The sequence below is a fragment of the Massilia varians genome, from assembly GCF_027923905.1.
In the GTDB taxonomy this organism is placed as follows: domain Bacteria; phylum Pseudomonadota; class Gammaproteobacteria; order Burkholderiales; family Burkholderiaceae_D; genus Telluria; species Telluria varians_B.
In genome coordinates this window covers 4,920,554-4,936,719 of the sequence record NZ_AP026966.1, presented here as the reverse complement: position 1 = coordinate 4,936,719, position 16,166 = coordinate 4,920,554, and the positions used below count along the sequence as shown (strand labels likewise).

Sequence of the window (16,166 nt, the reverse complement as noted above, 5' to 3'; positions counted from 1 at the left end):
ACATTCTGGGCGTGTAACCATCCTCGTTTTACCCTTCCTTCATGAGATGGCCTGAGCTGGCCGGACTGCTGCGCCGGCACTGGCCGCTCGCGGCGCTGGCGGGCGGCGCGCTGCTGCTGCTGTTGTGGGGCATGCTGTGGCCGCTGCGCGGCGACAGCCACGAGCTGCCACTGGAAGTGCGGCGCGGCCAGCAGGCGCCCGCGGCGGTGCGCCTGACCCTGGGCGTGCAGGACGTGTTGCTGCTGAAAAATAGCACTGGGGCGCCGCTGGTGTTCGGGCCGGTGCAGCTGGCGCCGGGGGGCGAGTTCAGGCTGCCGGTGGAAGAGGCGGGCGAGCAGGAGATTCCCTGTCCGGCGCTGCCGGACGGGGTGCTGCGGCTGCGGGTGGTGCCGATGCCGGATCCGGGACTGGAGCGCCTGCGCTGGCGGCTGGCCAACTTCGGGCACGCGGTCCGCACCATGCCGCTCCAGGGGCCCGACTAGCACCCTCAATCGTGCTCCCGTTTTGCCTGCGATTCTGTCATGATGGACATCATGTCCACGATTTCCATGCCCTTGTTCCCGCTCAGTACGGTGCTGTTTCCGGACGGGGTGCTGCCGCTGCAAGTGTTCGAGGTCCGCTACCTCGACATGATCAGCCGCTGCCTCACCGAAGACGCACCCTTCGGCGTGGTCTTGCTCACGCATGGGCATGAGGTGCGCCAGCCCGATGGCGAGCCGGAGCGTTTCGCCGCCGCCGGCACCATCGCTTCCGTCACCGAAACCACCAGCACGTCGCCCGGGCTGCTGCAGGTTCTCTGCCGCGGCGGTTCGCGTTTCACGGTGGTGACCGCCGAACAGCGCCTGAACGGGCTGTGGATGGCCGAGGCCGAGCTGGTCGAGGACGACCACGACGTCAAGGTGCCGTCCGAACTGCAGGGCGCCTCCGATGCGCTCGACCGCGTGCTGTCCTCGCTGCACGACGTTCCACGCCACCGCTGGCCGGTGCAGCCGCCGTTCCGCCTCGACGACTGCGGCTGGGTGGCGAACCGGTGGTGCGAACTGCTGCCGCTGCCCAACCAGCAGAAGCACCACATGCTCATGCTCGACAACCCTGTGATCCGCCTGGAGCTGCTGCACGACGTCCTGGACGAACACGGCCTCATTACCTCGTAGCGGCATGAAATTCTCCGATGACCTCCTGATCGCGTACATCAACGGTGAGCTCGCCGAGCCGGCGCGCGCGGCGGTCGAGCGGGCCATGCACGTCGATCCCGTGCTGGCCGCCCGCATCGCCCAGCATCGCCGCGAGAGCGGCGAGCGCTCCGCCGGCCGCTCCCACATCTTCAGCGTCTCGAACGGCCACGGCGGCGGCGGCCAGTCGCGCGCCCGGGCGCCGGGCGGGGCCAAGGTGGTCCACCTCGACGCCGTCCGTCCGGGACGCGGCGCACCTCTGGCGCCGCCGTTCCAGCCGGCCCGCGCCGAATGGACGCCGCGCCACTGGCTGGCGCTCGGCGCCGCGCTGCTGGCGGGCGCCGTCGGCGGCGCCCTCGGCTGGCAGGAGCTGCGGCCCGATCCCGGGCTGGTGATGCTCGAAGCCAGCGATGGCGCCCTGGTGGCGCGCGGCCGCCTGGTCGAGGCCCTCGGCGGCCAGCTGGCCAGCCCCGGCCCCACGGAAACCGGGGTGCGCATCGGCGTCACCTTCGTGTCGAAGGATGGCAGCTATTGCCGCAGCTTCGTGCTCGACACCACGGCCGGCCTGGCCTGCCGCGGCAACGGCCGCTGGACCATCCCCGTGCTGGCCCAGCCGCAGCCGGGCACCGCCTGGCTCGACGGTAGCACCCTACCGCCGTCGGTACAGGCCGCCATCGACGCCCGCATCGTCGGCGCCACCCTCGATCCGGCGGCGGAACGCGCGGCCCAGCAGCGCGGCTGGACGCCCTGAGTGGACGGAGTTCGTAGGGGGGCGGCTCGTACACCGGGCCACTGGTCCGGTGTACCCCACGCGTTCAACCATCGCCGGAGCCGCCGCGATATATCAACCGATCGCTATCGCCGCGTGGGCTTTGCAATTCCGGGCATTGCCCGAAATTGCCCCGCCCACCCTACAAATCAGGCTCTTATATACAGTGGAGTGGATTTGAGGTATCGTGTAGCCCGCTAAAGTGCCTCTACGTCCGCCCTGTCCAGGCTTGTTGCCTGGGCGCTTCGCGGCCCATGCGGACCGGTTTGCCGGCCCGCCGTCCCTCTGGAAGCTACCCGCGCGGGCCGATTCTTGCCCGCAGGCGCAGCCGTAGAGCTAACGAAATACTGTCCAACAAGAATATGTCTGATATCCAGAATACTCCCGTGAGCGCCGATTCCGACGACATCACCCTGGCCGCTCCGGTCGAGCAGGTCAAGGCGGACGAAGCGCCGACCGTGCGCTTCACCGACCTTGGCCTGGCGCCGGAAATCCTGCGCGCGCTGACCGACCAGGGCTACGAGTACCCGACCCCGATCCAGGCCAAGGCGATCCCGCTGGTGCTGCAGGGCCGCGACGTCATGGGCGCCGCCCAGACCGGCACCGGCAAGACCGCCGGCTTCTCGCTGCCCATCATCCAGCTCCTGATGGCGCATGCCAACAGCAGCATGTCGCCGGCGCGCCACCCGGTGCGCGCCCTGGTGCTGACCCCGACCCGCGAACTGGCGGTGCAGGTGGCCGACAACGTCAAGGCCTACGCCAAGCACACGCCGCTGCGTTCCACCGTCGTGTTCGGCGGCATGGACATGAAGGGCCAGACCACCATCCTGAAAGGCGGCGTCGAGATCGTCATCGCCACCCCGGGCCGCCTGCTCGACCACATCGAGCAGAAGAACATCAGCTTGGGCCAGGTGCAGATGCTGGTCATGGACGAAGCCGACCGCATGCTCGACATGGGCTTCCTGCCCGACCTGCAGCGCATCATCAACCTGCTGCCGAAGCAGCGCCAGAACCTGATGTTCTCGGCCACCTTCTCGCCCGAGATCAAGAAGCTGGCCAACAGCTTCCTGAACAGCCCGGTGCTGATCGAAGTGGCGCGCAGCAACGCCACCGCCGACCGGGTCACGCAGATCGTCTACAAGGTCGACGAGGAGCTCAAGCGCGACGTGGTCGAGCACATCATCCGCGAGCGCAACCTGAAGCAGGTGATCGTGTTCTCGAACACCAAGATCGGCGCGTCGCGCCTGTCGCGCCACCTCGAGCAGAAGGGCATCAAGGCCTCGGCGATCCACGGCGACAAGACCCAGCAGGAGCGCATGGCCGCCCTCGACGCCTTCAAGGCCGGCTCGGTCGAAGTGCTGGTGGCGACCGACGTGGCCGCGCGCGGCCTCGACATCTCGGACCTGCCTTGCGTGATCAACTATGACCTGCCGTACAACGCCGAGGACTACGTGCACCGCATCGGCCGCACCGGCCGCGCCGGCGCCTCGGGCGACGCGCTGTCGGTGTACTCGGACAAGGACGAGCGCCTGCTGGCCGACATCGAGAAGCTGATCAAGCAGACCGTCCCGCGCGGCGAACTGCCGGGCTTCGTGGCTCCCTCGAGCCGCGCGCGCGAAGGCGGGCGCGGCGAGTTCGCCCGCGACGGCGAACGCCGCGGACGCCGCGACGAGGCTCCGCGCGGCGGCGAGCGTGGCGAGCGTCCGGCGCGCAGCAGCGGCTACAGCCCGACGCCGCGCCGCGAGAAGGTCGATCCGTGGTTCCTCAAACCCTACGAGCCGTCGAGCGCGGCGCGCAAGGAAGTCGTGACGCCGACGCCGCAAGCCAAGCCAGGCAAGCAGAAGCTGGCCTTCCTGCTGGGCGGCGGACCGCGCACTAATTGATTTGGTTGGGTGGACGGCTTCGCCGTCCGCGCGTTCAAATAAACGTCGGGTTCCCGGTACGCCCTACAGCGGCCACTTTCAGGCCGCGCGGCGCGCACCCAGCGCCGCGTTCACCCGGTCCAGCAGATCCTGGTGCTGGTAGGGCTTGGCCAGCACCTCCAGCGACTTTTCGCGCATCCCGCGCGCCGGCAGTTCGTCCATGTAGCCGGTGGTCACCAGCACCGGCATCCCCGGCTTGCTGGCTTGCACCTGCTCGATCAGCTGCAAGCCGTTCATTCCGCCCGGCATGATCACGTCGGTGAACAGCAGGTCCACCTTTTCCGTTGCCAGGAGCTCGAGCGCGCGCTCGCCGCTCGGCGCCGACAGCACCTCGTAGTCGGCCGCCGCCAGCATGGCTTCGGCCAGCTCGCGCACGTCCTGGTTGTCTTCCACCACCAGGATGCGGCATTTGCGGCCGCTTGCCTGCGCCTGCGCCTGCGCCGCGCCGCCGTCGCCCTCGTCATGGCGCGACTGCTGCGCCACCGGGAAGAGCATGCGCACCTGGGTGCCGCGCCCCGGTTCGCTGTCGATGTCGAGCCGGCCATGCGACTGCTGCACGAAGCCGTGCACCATCGCCAGGCCCAGGCCGGTGCCCAGGCCCTTGGTGGTGAAGAAGGGTTCGGTGGCGCGTTTGAGCACGTCCGGCGGCATGCCTTCGCCCTGGTCCTGGACGCAGATGGCCACGTACTCGCCCGGCGGCAGGCGATTGGCGATGCGCCGCTGTTCGGCGACGACCGCCGTGCCCACCGTGACCACGCCGCCTTGCGGCATGGCGTCGCGCGCATTGATGACGACATTGAGCAGCGCCATTTCCAGATAGGTCGGGTCGATCGAACAGGACGGCAGGCCGGGGCGCAGCTCGAGGCGCAGCTCGACCTTGTCGCCGAGCGTGCGCACCAGCATGTCGGAAAAATCGACCACCAGCGAATTCAGGCTGACGCGCCTGTGCTCGAGGCGCTGCTTGCGCGCAAAGCTCAGCAGTTGCTGGGTGAGCTTGCCGGCTTGCATGGTGGCGCGCTGGGCCCGCCGGATCGGTTCGGCCGCCGCAGGGTTCTTTCCGGCACTCAGGAGGGACAATTCGAGGTTGCCGTTGATGACCTGCAGCAGGTTGTTGAAGTCGTGCGCCATCCCGGCCGACAGCTGTCCGATGGCTTCCATCTTCTGCGCCTGCAGGTTCGACTCGAGCATGCTGCGGCGCTCGGTGATGTCCATCTGCGAGGCGAAGAAGTACAGCAGCTTGCCGTCCTGGTCGAAGATCGGGCCGATGAACAGGGCGTTCCAGAAAGGCTCGCCGTCGGCCTTGTAGTTGAGGAGGTCGACCGCCACCGCGCGCTGCTCGCACAAGGCCTGGCGCACTTCGGCGACGGTGCCGCGGTCGGTGTCGGGCCCCTGCAGGAAGCGGCAGTTGCGACCCACCACGTCCTTTTCTTCGTAGCCGGTGAGGTCGAAGAAGGCGCCGTTGGCGAACACGATGGGATTGTCTTCCTGGTTGGGATCGGTGACGATCATGGGCATGCGCGTCATCTCGACGGCGGCAAAGAAGATGTTGCCGCGCTCGTCGAGGCCTTCGCGGCCGATGTAGCTGGCCTGCCAGTGCTTGACGCCGGGCCCGCCGGTCGGCGTGACGGCATTGCCTTCGACTTCGCCAATGGCCTGCACGCCCACGCTCTGCCCATCTCCCTGCATGTCCAGGGGTTTCGCGAGGTGATCTTCCTCGTCCGATCCAGTTGCCATGTGAGTCCCGTGTGCGGCGACATGCCGCGGCGCAGCCAGCCGCACGAGGGCGGCTGGCTCGCGTTCACTTTAGCGGGGCGGCGGGCGCGATTCCGTACGTGACCGCACACAGCACCGGCAAGGGCGTGCCTGTTTGCGCCAGATCAACGCGAGGCCTGGGCCTGCCTGGTGCCGTCGGTGATGACGATCTCGCCGATGCCGATCCCGAGCTTGCGCGAATCGCCCGGATGGCCGCGCTCCTCCGGCGACACCGGCTGCGGCACCTCGATGACCAGGGTGCGCGCAGTGCCGTCGGTGTCGAAATGCAGGCCGACTTGCTGCAGGTGCCAGCCGACCTTGAGTTCCCTGGTCTGGCCGCCCAGGTGGACCTTGAAGGGCAGGTTGGCATTCACGTCGTAGGCGCGCGCCGCCAGCACCACGCCGGCGCGGCGCGGCAGCGGCTGCGCGAAGTGGATGACGACCCGCTTCGCATCCGACCAGCGGCCCCAGGGTTCGAGGTGCGACAGGCCCTCGATGCGCGTGACGACAGCCGGATCCGGCGGGTTGGCGAGATTCACGCGGCTGACCGCCGGTTCCGGCTCGGGCAGGCGCAGCACCGAATACCAGGGCGTGCGCAGGACGGTGGTGGCGATGTTTTCCGGCACCTGGTATTCGCCCAGCAGCAGCATCCACTTCTTATCCAGCGGCAGCTGGTATTCGGCGACCGGACCGAAATCGATCACCATGCTCGTGGTGTCCGGGTGGTCGATATGGAATTGCGCGCGCAGCATCATGCTCAGGTCGACGCCCGCGACCACCACCTGGCTGCGTTCGGCCGGCGGCACGTTGCCGTGCACCCACTTGGCCGCCAGATCGGTCTGGCTCGGCGTGCGCAGGTTCTTGAAGTGATTGTGGATGGCGCGGTTGCTGGCCGCGTAGGCTGCCGGCAGGACCAGGCACAGGAACAGGAGCGGCGCCGCGCGCAGGCGCATCGCCCATGCGAGCAGCACCAGCAACTGCAGTCCGACGAGGACGCGCAGGACCGTGAGCGTCACGTTGATGCGGTGGATGTCGGGTCCGTCCACCACGTTCGTCGCGTAGCCCTGCAGCACGAACAGCGCCGCGACCAGGGTCGAGCCCAGCGCCACGACCAGTGCCCAGCGCAGCCAGGGACGCTCGCGCTGTTCCGGCAGTCGTGCTTCGCGGGGCAGCGCCGCCGCGACCACGACGACCAGCAGCGGAAACACGAAGCTGTAATAGCGCAAGTGCAGGCGCAGGCCTTCGCGGCTGCCCTCGACGTGCAGGCCGGCGGTGTACATGACCGTCAGGCCGGCGGCGGCGCCGAGCATGAGCAGGGTGTACAGGTGCAGCAGGCGCCGCTCGGCGTCGGCCCGGTCGGGGACGGCAGCCGCGGCGCGCGGGCGCACGACCTGCGTGAGCACGGCGTAGGCCAGCATGGCCAGCGGCAGGCCGTAGATCAGGGCCAGCGTCATCAGGTGGCCGCGCGCGCTGACCAGGGCCGCTCCCAGCAAGGTCAATCTGTCGGTACCCAGCCTGGTCGACTCGTAGAAAGCCCCGAATATACTGAGGCCGGCATCGCCGGCCAACAGCCAGCCGAGGCCGAACTTGACGGCGAAGGTGCACAGGGTCGCGGCCGCCGCCATGGCGATGCCGCGCAAGAACCAGGGCCCGCCGCGCAGCCAGCTGGCCGCCAGCAGGAAGGGGACCAGGGCCGGCAGCAGGAAGATCGCATGCACTTTCACCTGGCTCATCAGGCCCAGCACGGCGCCGCTTGCCAGCGCGTGCACGCTTGGGCGCCAGTCGCTGCCTGTCAGCGCCACCCAGCTCAGCACGCAAAAACCGAAGTAGTACATCGATTCCGGCATGAAGTAGACGGTGAAGGAGTTCAGCGGCGCGAGCACGCTCAGCAGCGCGACGCCGGCCGCCGCCGGGGCGCTCGTATAGCGGCGCGCGACCAGGTAGATGAAAGGCGCGCCGCCCATGAAGAAGGCCAGGTTGCCGAGCCTGGCGCAGTCGAGGAAGCCGTCGCCGCAGGCGCTACTGGCGCCGAACAGCCACAAGTACAGATACGAGGGCAGCAGCGAATCGGCCAGCGGCATCAGGCGCGCGAACTTGCTGTAATACCATTCGTCAGCGAAGACGCTCGGCTGCAGGCCGGCATTGCGCTGGTAGAGGAGCCAGGCGACGCCGGCGAGGGCGACAGCCAGGGCCAGGGGCCAGGCGAGGTGTTTGCTTCGGGGTTGGTTTGGCGTCATGTCTCGTTCTTGTTCTCTTCAATCCGCAAGCGCGTCAGCGAAATCCCCAGCAGCCGCGTATCGGTCGAATTTCCCAGCTCGCTCGGCCGCTGCGGCTGCGGCACCTCGATCACCAGGCTGTGCTGGCGCCCGTCGGTATCCAGGTCGAGCACGACTTCGCGCGCTTCCCAGGGCAGGCGGAATTCAACGGCGGCGTCCCCTGCGCGCAGCACGAAGGGCGCGCCGATGTTGGCGCCGAAGGCGCCCGCGGTGAGGACCACCGTCAGGCGTGCCGGCAGGGCCCTGGCGAAACGCAGCTCGACGCGCTTGCCTTCCGACCAGCGTCCCCAGCCTTCCACGTTCGACAGGCCGTCCGCGCCCAGCACCAGCTGGCCGGGGCCGGGTGCGACGTTGAAAGCGTACTCGCCCACCAGGCTGCGTTCAGAACGGGGCAGCTTGACGATCGTGAAATCCGCAGCGGCGATGGCCGGGACCATCCCTTGCGGCAGCGGATGGCGGCCCACCGCGACCAGCCAGCGCGCCGTCGAGGGCAGGCGGTAGGCCTCGATCGGGGCACCGTCGGGCATGTCGAGCAGGATCATGTCCGGATGGTCGATGTGGAACTGGGTGCGGAACAGGTCGGCGCCGTTGGCGACGATCATGGCGGCGCTGCGCTCGGCGGGCGGAATCAGGTCGCGGGCGGCCAGGCCGGCGCGGTCCGCCGGCGACGCTGCTTGCAGGTGGCCCAGGTAGGTGTCGACCTCGCGGTCGGTGGCGAACAGCGCCAGCGGCAGGGCGACGAGCAGCGCGCCCCAGGCTGCCACACGGCGGTAGCGCAGCCACAGCGCCAGCAGCAGGGCCTGGACGATGAACAGCCAGAAGACCGGGCCTTCGTGCTTCAGCAGCGCCGTGTATTCCGGGCTGTCGGTGATGCGCGGGTCGAAACCGGATAGCCGGATCCACGCCGCCGCCAGCAGGACGGCCAGCACCATGACGGTCAGGGCCGGCACCAGCATGGCGCGGCCCCCAGCCCGGTCTTCCGCTGCGCGGGTGGCCGCGGCGCCCGCGATCAGCAGCAGGGGCAGCGCGAAGCTGTAGTAGCGCGAATGCAGGCGCAGGCCCTCCATCGGGCCTTCGTGGGCGATCGAGGCCGTGTACAGCACCGCCAGGCCGAGCGCCGAGCCGAGGGCGAGCACGGTGAACACGAGCAGCGGGCCGCGCGGGTTGTCGGCGCGCCAGGTGTCGCGCTGGAACAGCGCATGCAGCAGCGCCGCCACGGGAATGGCCAGCAGCGCCGTCAGCGCCATCGCATGGCCGCGCGCGCTGACCGAGATCGGGTAGAGGCGCGAGAGCAGGCTGCGCTGCGACGCCGAGTCGGCGCCGGCGCCGTAGAAGGCGCCGAACAGGGTCAGGCCGGCCTCGCCCGCCAGCAGCCAGCCGAGCAGCAGCTTCACCAGCGCGGCGGTCGCCAGCGCCAGTGCGGCGCAGCCCAGCCCGCGCGCGATCCAGGGGCCGCCCGCCGCGCGTACGCGGCTGGCGTACACGAGGTAGAGGCACAGCGCCGGCAGCAGGAAGACGGCGTGCACCTTCACCAGGCTCATCAGCCCCAGCACGGTGCCGGCCGCCAGCGCGTGCAGCGGGGCGCGCCATGCCAGCCCGCCGAGGGCCACCCAGGCCAGCACCGCGAAGCCGAAGAAGTACATCGATTCCGGCATGAAGAAGCTGGCGTACAGGTTCAGCGGCAGCAGCAGGGCCAGCAGGGCCACGGCGCAGGCCAGCATGGGCGGCACCACGCGCCGCGCGACCAGGTAGAGGAAGGGCGCGGCGCCGACGTGGAACAAAGCGTTGCCGACGCGGGCGCAATCGAGGAAGCCGGGACCGCAGCTGCTGCTGGCGCCGAACACCAGCAGGTAGAGCCAGGACGGCAGCGTGGCTTCGGACAGCGGCATCAGGCGCGCCATCTTGCTGTAGTACCACTCGTCGGCGAACACGCCGGGCGACAGGCCGAGGGTACGCTGCAGCAGGTACCACGCCACCAGCGCCATGCCGGCGCCGAGGAGCAGGGCGGGGAGCCGCCTCATGGCTTGAAGATCCAGTATTTACCGAGCAGGAAGCCGTTCACCGCCACCAGCGGCAGCGACAGGATCTTGCCGAGCAGGGGATTGCCCGCCAGCGCCTGCGCCAGGGCCACGCACCCCAGGGTCAGCACGTAGTTGAGGACGACCAGGCACAGGTAGCGCGCGAAGCTCGCGGGATTGGCCGAGGCGTTGAAGGTGACGCCCGAGTGGAAGGCGAAGTTGACCAGCAGCCCGGCCGCGAAGCCGGCGCTGGCGGCCGCGCTATGGTGAAAGCCCGTCCCCAGCAGCAGCTGCATCAGGCCGATGTCGACCAGCGCGCACAGCACGCCGCCGGTGACGTAGACGGCGAACTGGCGCGACGCCAGTTTTGAAGCGATCTTGGCCGGGCTCATGGCTTGCTGCGGTACAGGGTCTTCTTGTGCAGCGGACGGCGCGGCACCGAGGCGACGTCGTGCGCGATGAAGGCGAGGATCAGCTGCACGCCCATGATCACCGGCAGCGCGGCCAGCATCACGGTGCCCGCCGGGGTGGCGACGCCATCCTGGGCCGAGGCGATCCAGTGCGTGATGCCGTAGATGGCGCCGAACAGCGTGAGCAGGATCCCGAGCGGCAGCTCGATCGAGGCCACCGACATGTTGCGCAGGTAGTAGTTGTAGAAGATGCGCTTGCCGAAGTTGCGCACGTGCTTGGTGAAGAATTCGGTCACGACCCGCGAGATCTTGAGGTTGCTGACCTCGTCGCCATAGACCGCGTCCATCGGCACGTCGGCCACCACCGCGCCCAGGATGTTCAGGCGGAACAGCATGTCCGATTCGAAGAAATAGCGCTTGCTGATCTTGTCGAAGGGCAGGTAGCGCGCGCAGTCGGCGTGGATCGCGGTGTAGCCGTTGGTCGGGTCGAACAGGTCCCAGTAGCCCGAGGACAGCTTGGTGATCAGGGACAGCATCGCATTGCCGAACAGGCGCATCGGCGGCATCGCGCCCAGGCGTTCCAGGTTGAAGAAGCGGTTGCCCTTGGTGTAGTCGGCCTCGCCCGCCAGGATCGGCGCGACGAAGCTGGGGATCAGGGCGCCATCCATCTGGCCGTCGCCGTCGATCTTGACCATCACCCTGGCGCCGTCCGCGATGGCGGCGCGGTAGCCGGTCATGACGGCGCCGCCCACGCCCTGGTTCTCGGCGTGCTCCAGCACAACCACGCGCGGGTCGCGGCAGTGTTCGCGGACAAAGGCGCCGCTGCCGTCCGGGCACTTGTCGTCCACCACATAGATGCGGCTGACTTCGGGGCCGATGCCCGCGATCACGCCCGGGATGTGGCGGGTGACCTTGTAGCTGGGGATCACGACCGCGACCGCGTCGGGCACGCCGATCGGCGTGACCGGCAGCGCGCTGGCAAGGGGAGGATTCATGGTGCTGGCATCAGGAGCGTTCATGGCTTGCTGGGGTGTTGGCGTACGCTGACCTCGCGCAGGAAGAAGGCGAGGAGGCGCGGGTCGCCCGGACCGGGTGAGGTGGGCGAGGCATGTTCGAGTTCGATGTCGAGGGTGGCGGCGCGGGCGCTTTGTGACAACTGCGCCGGCAAGGCAAGCGGACCGGCCTGGTCGAGCGCATGCCAGCCGAGATCCTGGCCGTTCACGATGACGCGGGTCCGGCGGTTCGGCGCCAGGTAGTTGCCGTTGATGAGCAGGGCCTGGACCGCGCCGCCGTCGACCTCCACGCGCAGGCGCGAGCGCGCGCCGAGCGACCAGGCGCCGTCCCAGCCGGGACCGTTCGCTTCCAGATGGCTCCAGCCCGACACCAGCGCCACGGCTTCGCCGGCGCGCAGCGCCTCGAAGCCGAAGCTGCGCTGGACGTAGGCGCCCGCCACGCAGCGCAGCGGCCCGTCGATGTAGCGCCAGCCGCGCGTGCTGGCCACGGTCGGCAGGTCGGGCGCCAGGCTGGCGCCGCGGCCGCACAGCTGCTCGTCCAGGTGCGGGTTGGCCGCGTTGACCAGGGTCTTGAGCGCCGCGCCGCCGCGCTGGAGGGTGTAGACCTGGTCGGGCCGGATGTAGTTGTCGTGGTGGCCGGCGCGCTCGGCGAAGATCTCGGGCTCCGGATGGTAGCGCTGCGGGGCGTGTTCCAGCAGGAGCGAGGCGACGGGGCTGAAATGGACGTACTCATAGCTGCCGGCATGGACCATGGCCGCCGCCTGGCTGGCCGCCAGGCCGACCACTGCCAACTGCGGCCAGCGCGGCAGGCGGCGCAGCAGCACCAGCAGCGCGAACAGGAAGGGCATTGCGGCCCAGAAGGCGTAGCGCATGACGCCGGCCGCGCCCGAGTTCCAGTTCAGCACGGCCAGCGCGGGCAGCGCCAGCGCCAGCGTCATCAGGGCGGCGAGCAGCAGCACGCCGCGCACGCGTCCGTCCATGCGGCGCAGGCTCAGGAGCAGCACCAGCAGCAGGCCGGGAATGCCGATGATCATGCCCTGGTTCAGGTCGAAGTAGAAGGACAGCAGGCGCGCCGCGCCGACCAGGCTGGGGTCGGAGAACAGCTTGGCGATGATGTTGGGCACGCCGAACTGCCACAGGTTGAACAGCGGCGGCAGCGCGAACACCGCCATGCCGCCGGCCAGGCCGAGGATGTTGCGGCGGGTGAGCTGGGCGCGCAGGTTGGCCCGCAGTCCTGTCAACCCGCCTTGCGTGCGGTCGTAGTCGAGCCACAGCTTGAACAGGGGCGCGAACACGAAGAAGAACAGGATGGTGGGGTTCTGCTGCCCGGCCAGCCCGGCCAGCACGCTGCCGGCCAGCGGCGCCCCGCTGGTGTAGAACAGCAGGCCGGCCAGCAGCAGGGCCGCGCTCACGCATTCCGGGCTGGTCCAGTGCAGGTAGAGGGCGCCGCCGCACAGCATGAACAGGCCCAGGCCGAGCCAGGCCTTGGCTTCGGAACCAAAGAAGCGGCGCAGCGCCAGCGCGAGCATGAACACCGCCGCCAGGTTGACCGCCTGGAAGGCCTTGAACGGCGGGACGCCGAGCGCCTCGAACAGCTTGAACGGCCCGGCCGCCAGCAGCGAATAGCCGAAGTAATGCACCGGGAAGACGTCGCCGTCGCGCCCGCGCACGAAGGCCGCGTACAGCTGCTGCTCGCCCGCGCGCATGCCGCGTTCGAGCAGGTCGTAGGGTTCGACGAACATGCCCGGCAGCAGGGCGCGTACGCGGGCGATGTCGCCAGGACGGATGTCGGGCGAGCCATGGTCGGCGATCGCCACGGTGGCGACCGCATACTCGACCACGTCGCCGCCGTAGTAGGGCTTGTACATGGCGAGCAGGCCGCACAAGCTGAGTGCGACCAGCAGCGGGAAGCGCCAGCGCTCAAGCATGGCCGGTATCAAGGCCGGGAAGCACGCGGTACCACTGCTGGCGCACCAGGCCGTCGAGCACCTGGCGGGCGCTCTGGTCCCAGGTCAGCCAGGGCATGCCGGTCGACTGCGGCGCCTTGCCTTCGCGCTGGAGCGCCAGCCATGCCTGGATCGCGTCGGCCAGGGCTGAGGGGGCCAGGCCGTCGAAGTAATAGGCGTGTTCGCCCGCCACTTCGCGGAACACCGGCAGGCTGCGCGCGATGATCGGGATGCCGTGCTGGGCCGCTTCGATCAGCGGCAGGCCGAAGCCTTCGCCTTCGGACGGCGACAGCAGCGCCGAGGAGGCGGCGTAGAGCTTGAGCAGCATCTCGTCCGAGATGCCGTTCATCCAGAACAGGCGCTTCGATTTTTCCGGATGCGCGGCCATGCGCTCGCACAGCTTCTCCATCATCCAGCCCTGCTTGCCGACGACCACGAGGTTGACGTCCTCGCCGCGCTCCCACAACAGCTCGAAGGCGTCCAGCGCCTGGGTGTGGCCCTTGCGCGGCTCGACGGTGCCGACCATGATGAAGCTGGGACGCTGCGCCAGCGCGGCCAGCACGTGCCCTGCGTCCGGCGGCAGGCCGAAGCTCGGCGCGCTGGCGTCGATGTCGGCGCCCAGGTGGAAGTGGCCGAGCCGCAACGGCGCGCGTCGCTTCAAGCCTTGGACCTCGATCCAGCCGGCCAGTTCGTCCGCCACGGCGCGCGAGATGCACAGCACGCCGTCCGACACCTTGTGCACGGTGCGCAGGAAGTCGCCGAAGTACTGCTCGGTGCCGAAGGGGAAGACGTCCGGACGCAGCATCGGCAGGATGTCGAACACCACGAAATAGATGCCGACGCCGCGCGCGCGCATCGACTGCAGCAGGTTCTCGTTCTGCGAGGTGCCGTTGGTGAACAGGTCGAGGCCGAAGAAGATGTCGCCGGGACGCAGGTCGACCGGCGCGTCTTCCAGCAGCAGGCCGGTTTCGCCGACCATGCCCAGGCCGAACTGGCGCGCGTACTGGTAGCTGCGGTTGCCGCCGTGCGAATACACCGGCTCGACCCGGAAGCCCGGCGGCGGATCCGCGATCATCGACAGGAGAATGCTGCGCACCACGCGCTGGATGCCGGTCTTGAGGTCGGACTGCACCATGGCGGAAATGTCCACCAGCAGCTGGCGCGGCGCCGTGGGCGCATGGTTGAAGGCGATCGCCGACGCCAGGGCCGGCAGCTCGGCGTCCGGGCAGTGCGGCGCGCTGGCCCGTACCAGCTTGCGGTAGGCGGCCCAGGGACTGCGCTGCGCGACCGCTTCGATGGCCTCGGCATACAGCTTGCCGACATGGGCGGGCGCATGCTCGCGTTCCATGTGGGCCAGCGCCCGCTGGGCGAGGCCGGCACGCAGCGCGGCATCGCCGTGCAGGCGCGCCAGCGCATCGGCCAGCTCCGATGTCTTGAAGCCATCCTGCAGCTTCAGCAGCAGCGCGTCGTCGATCGAGGCGGTCGAGCCGTGGGCGTTGACGATGGTCGGGATGCCGTACAGCAGGCAATCGAGCACCGAGGCCGAGGTTTCGCCGCGGGTCGAGGCGCGCAGCTGCACCGCGCAGTCGCTGGCGGCGAGGTAGTCGGCATAGGTGGCGGCGTCGACGAAGCCGGCGATCCGGATGCGGCCGGCGGCTTCGCTGGCGGCGATCTTGCGCGCCAGGTTGGCGCCGTACAGGCCGGGGTCGTTCTCGCCGACGAAGACCAGGCGGCAGCGCGGGTCCTGCGCCAGGGGCGAGGCCAGGTAGGCGTCGAGCAGCTCTTCGTTGAGCTTGGTGCGGCCCAGCATGCCGAAGGTGGTGACGAGATAGTCGCCGTCCTGGATGCCCAGGCGCGCACGGGCGGCGACGCGCGCCGCCGGCGTGGCCGAGCCCTCGGGGCGGCCGCGCAGCAGCGGAATCGTGTGCCAGCCGCGTGCCGCGTCCGGGCCATACCATTCGTTTGCCAGTTGTTTCGAGAAGTCGGAATGGACGATCACGCCAGTGGCGTTGTCGAGCACGCCCTTGTTGAGCGGGTACTTCCAGATCGCGGGATTGCGGCCTGACCTATGGTGGCCGAGCAGGCCGGTGTAGCCGTGCGATTCGTACAGTGCCTTGATGAACCCCTGCGGCAGGTAGGCTTCGCGCTCCAGGTTGTCGAGCACGCCCGACAGGAAGAAGTCGTGCAGCACCACGATGCCCGGCACCTCGCGGATCAGCTCGAACATGTGCTGGTGCGCGTGCGAGTTGCCGACGTGGTAGACCACGCGCTCGAACCCATGCGCATGGGCGCGCAGCCAGTCGGGGCCGTGCAGCGGGAAGCCTTCCAGGCGCGCGTCGACCACCGAGTCCTGGTCGACCACCAGCACGATGTCGTAGTACTTCGCCAGCTCCGGCACCAGCTCGGCGCTGTAGTCGGCGATGCCGGATTTGACCGGCGGCAGTGGCGAGACGTAGGCGAGCTTCGGGCGGGCCGCCGGCGCGCGGCTGCTGCGCTCGGCGGCGGTGGCGTCCAGTTCGACCAGCAGGGCGGCGGCGTCCAGCCCTTGCGGCGCACGATGCAGCACCGGGAAGGGCAGGGCGGCGGCGCTCCTGTCGGCCGCGCGCGGCACCAGCACCACGTCGGGGCACAGGCTGGCCAGCGCATGTTCGCGCAGGGCCGGCCGCAGGCGTTCGTTGCCGCCCAATGCATGGCCGCCCAGGTCAATCGCGCGCACGCGGCCGGGGAAGGCCAGGCGCAGCTCTTCGAGCAGGGCCGGCTCGCCCAGGGGCGCGGCGATCCACAGTTCGCGCGTGCCGGCGCTAGCGGCAAGGGCTTGTGCCATGTTCAACGCAGCCGGCTCGAGGCGGTCTTGCGCGTGAAGGAAGTCGATGACGATACGCATAGCT

General features: G+C 69.3%; 11 protein-coding genes. 4 read left to right on the top strand and 7 right to left on the bottom strand.

Going from position 1 to position 16,166, the window contains the following annotated elements; translation table 11 throughout:
• The first annotated feature begins 41 nt into the window (after positions 1–41).
• The 4 genes from MasN3_RS22220 to MasN3_RS22205 all read left to right on the top strand — a co-directional run bounded on the left by MasN3_RS22220 (position 42) and on the right by MasN3_RS22205 (position 3,824).
• On the top strand, positions 42–482 hold the full coding sequence (locus tag MasN3_RS22220; protein WP_281910302.1) for a hypothetical protein: 441 nt from the start codon (positions 42–44) through the stop codon (positions 480–482).
• A gap of 51 nt (positions 483–533) precedes the next feature.
• Positions 534–1,154, top strand: a complete 621-nt coding sequence (locus MasN3_RS22215) for an LON peptidase substrate-binding domain-containing protein (RefSeq protein ID WP_281910301.1) — start codon at positions 534–536, stop codon at positions 1,152–1,154.
• A 4-nt stretch (positions 1,155–1,158) separates the two neighbouring features.
• Entirely contained in the window at positions 1,159–1,923 is a 765-nt protein-coding gene (locus tag MasN3_RS22210) for a hypothetical protein (RefSeq protein WP_281910299.1), read from the top strand.
• Between the two features lie 380 nt (positions 1,924–2,303).
• On the top strand, positions 2,304–3,824 hold the full coding sequence (locus tag MasN3_RS22205; RefSeq protein WP_281910298.1) for a DEAD/DEAH box helicase: 1,521 nt from the start codon (positions 2,304–2,306) through the stop codon (positions 3,822–3,824).
• A gap of 78 nt (positions 3,825–3,902) precedes the next feature.
• Here MasN3_RS22205 and MasN3_RS22200 read toward each other — a convergent pair whose 3' ends face one another.
• From MasN3_RS22200 to MasN3_RS22170, 7 genes are all read right to left on the bottom strand, one after another.
• Entirely contained in the window at positions 3,903–5,597 is a 1,695-nt protein-coding gene (locus tag MasN3_RS22200; protein WP_281910297.1) for a histidine kinase famiy protein, read from the bottom strand.
• 143 nt (positions 5,598–5,740) lie between these two features.
• Positions 5,741–7,852 carry an ArnT family glycosyltransferase gene (locus tag MasN3_RS22195; RefSeq protein ID WP_281910295.1) on the bottom strand — a complete coding sequence of 704 codons (2,112 nt, stop codon included), beginning with the start codon at positions 7,850–7,852 and terminating at the stop codon, positions 5,741–5,743.
• Entirely contained in the window at positions 7,849–9,912 is a 2,064-nt protein-coding gene (locus MasN3_RS22190; RefSeq protein ID WP_281910293.1) for a DUF7024 domain-containing protein, read from the bottom strand. Before MasN3_RS22190 ends, MasN3_RS22195 begins: the two co-directional genes overlap by 4 nt.
• The gene (locus MasN3_RS22185) at positions 9,909–10,301 is read right to left on the bottom strand and encodes a GtrA family protein (RefSeq protein ID WP_281910291.1); all 393 of its coding nucleotides are present in this window, start codon (positions 10,299–10,301) and stop codon (positions 9,909–9,911) included. Before MasN3_RS22185 ends, MasN3_RS22190 begins: the two co-directional genes overlap by 4 nt.
• A complete protein-coding gene (locus tag MasN3_RS22180) occupies positions 10,298–11,314 on the bottom strand; it encodes a glycosyltransferase family 2 protein (RefSeq protein WP_281914567.1) in 1,017 nt (338 codons plus the stop codon). Before MasN3_RS22180 ends, MasN3_RS22185 begins: the two co-directional genes overlap by 4 nt.
• Positions 11,315–11,334: 20 nt before the next feature.
• Complete coding sequence (locus tag MasN3_RS22175; RefSeq protein WP_281910289.1) at positions 11,335–13,260, bottom strand: hypothetical protein; 1,926 nt, start codon at positions 13,258–13,260, stop codon at positions 11,335–11,337.
• Entirely contained in the window at positions 13,253–16,162 is a 2,910-nt protein-coding gene (locus MasN3_RS22170; protein WP_281910286.1) for a glycosyltransferase, read from the bottom strand. The genes MasN3_RS22175 and MasN3_RS22170 overlap by 8 nt, the downstream gene beginning before the upstream one ends.
• Positions 16,163–16,166: the final 4 nt, after the last annotated feature.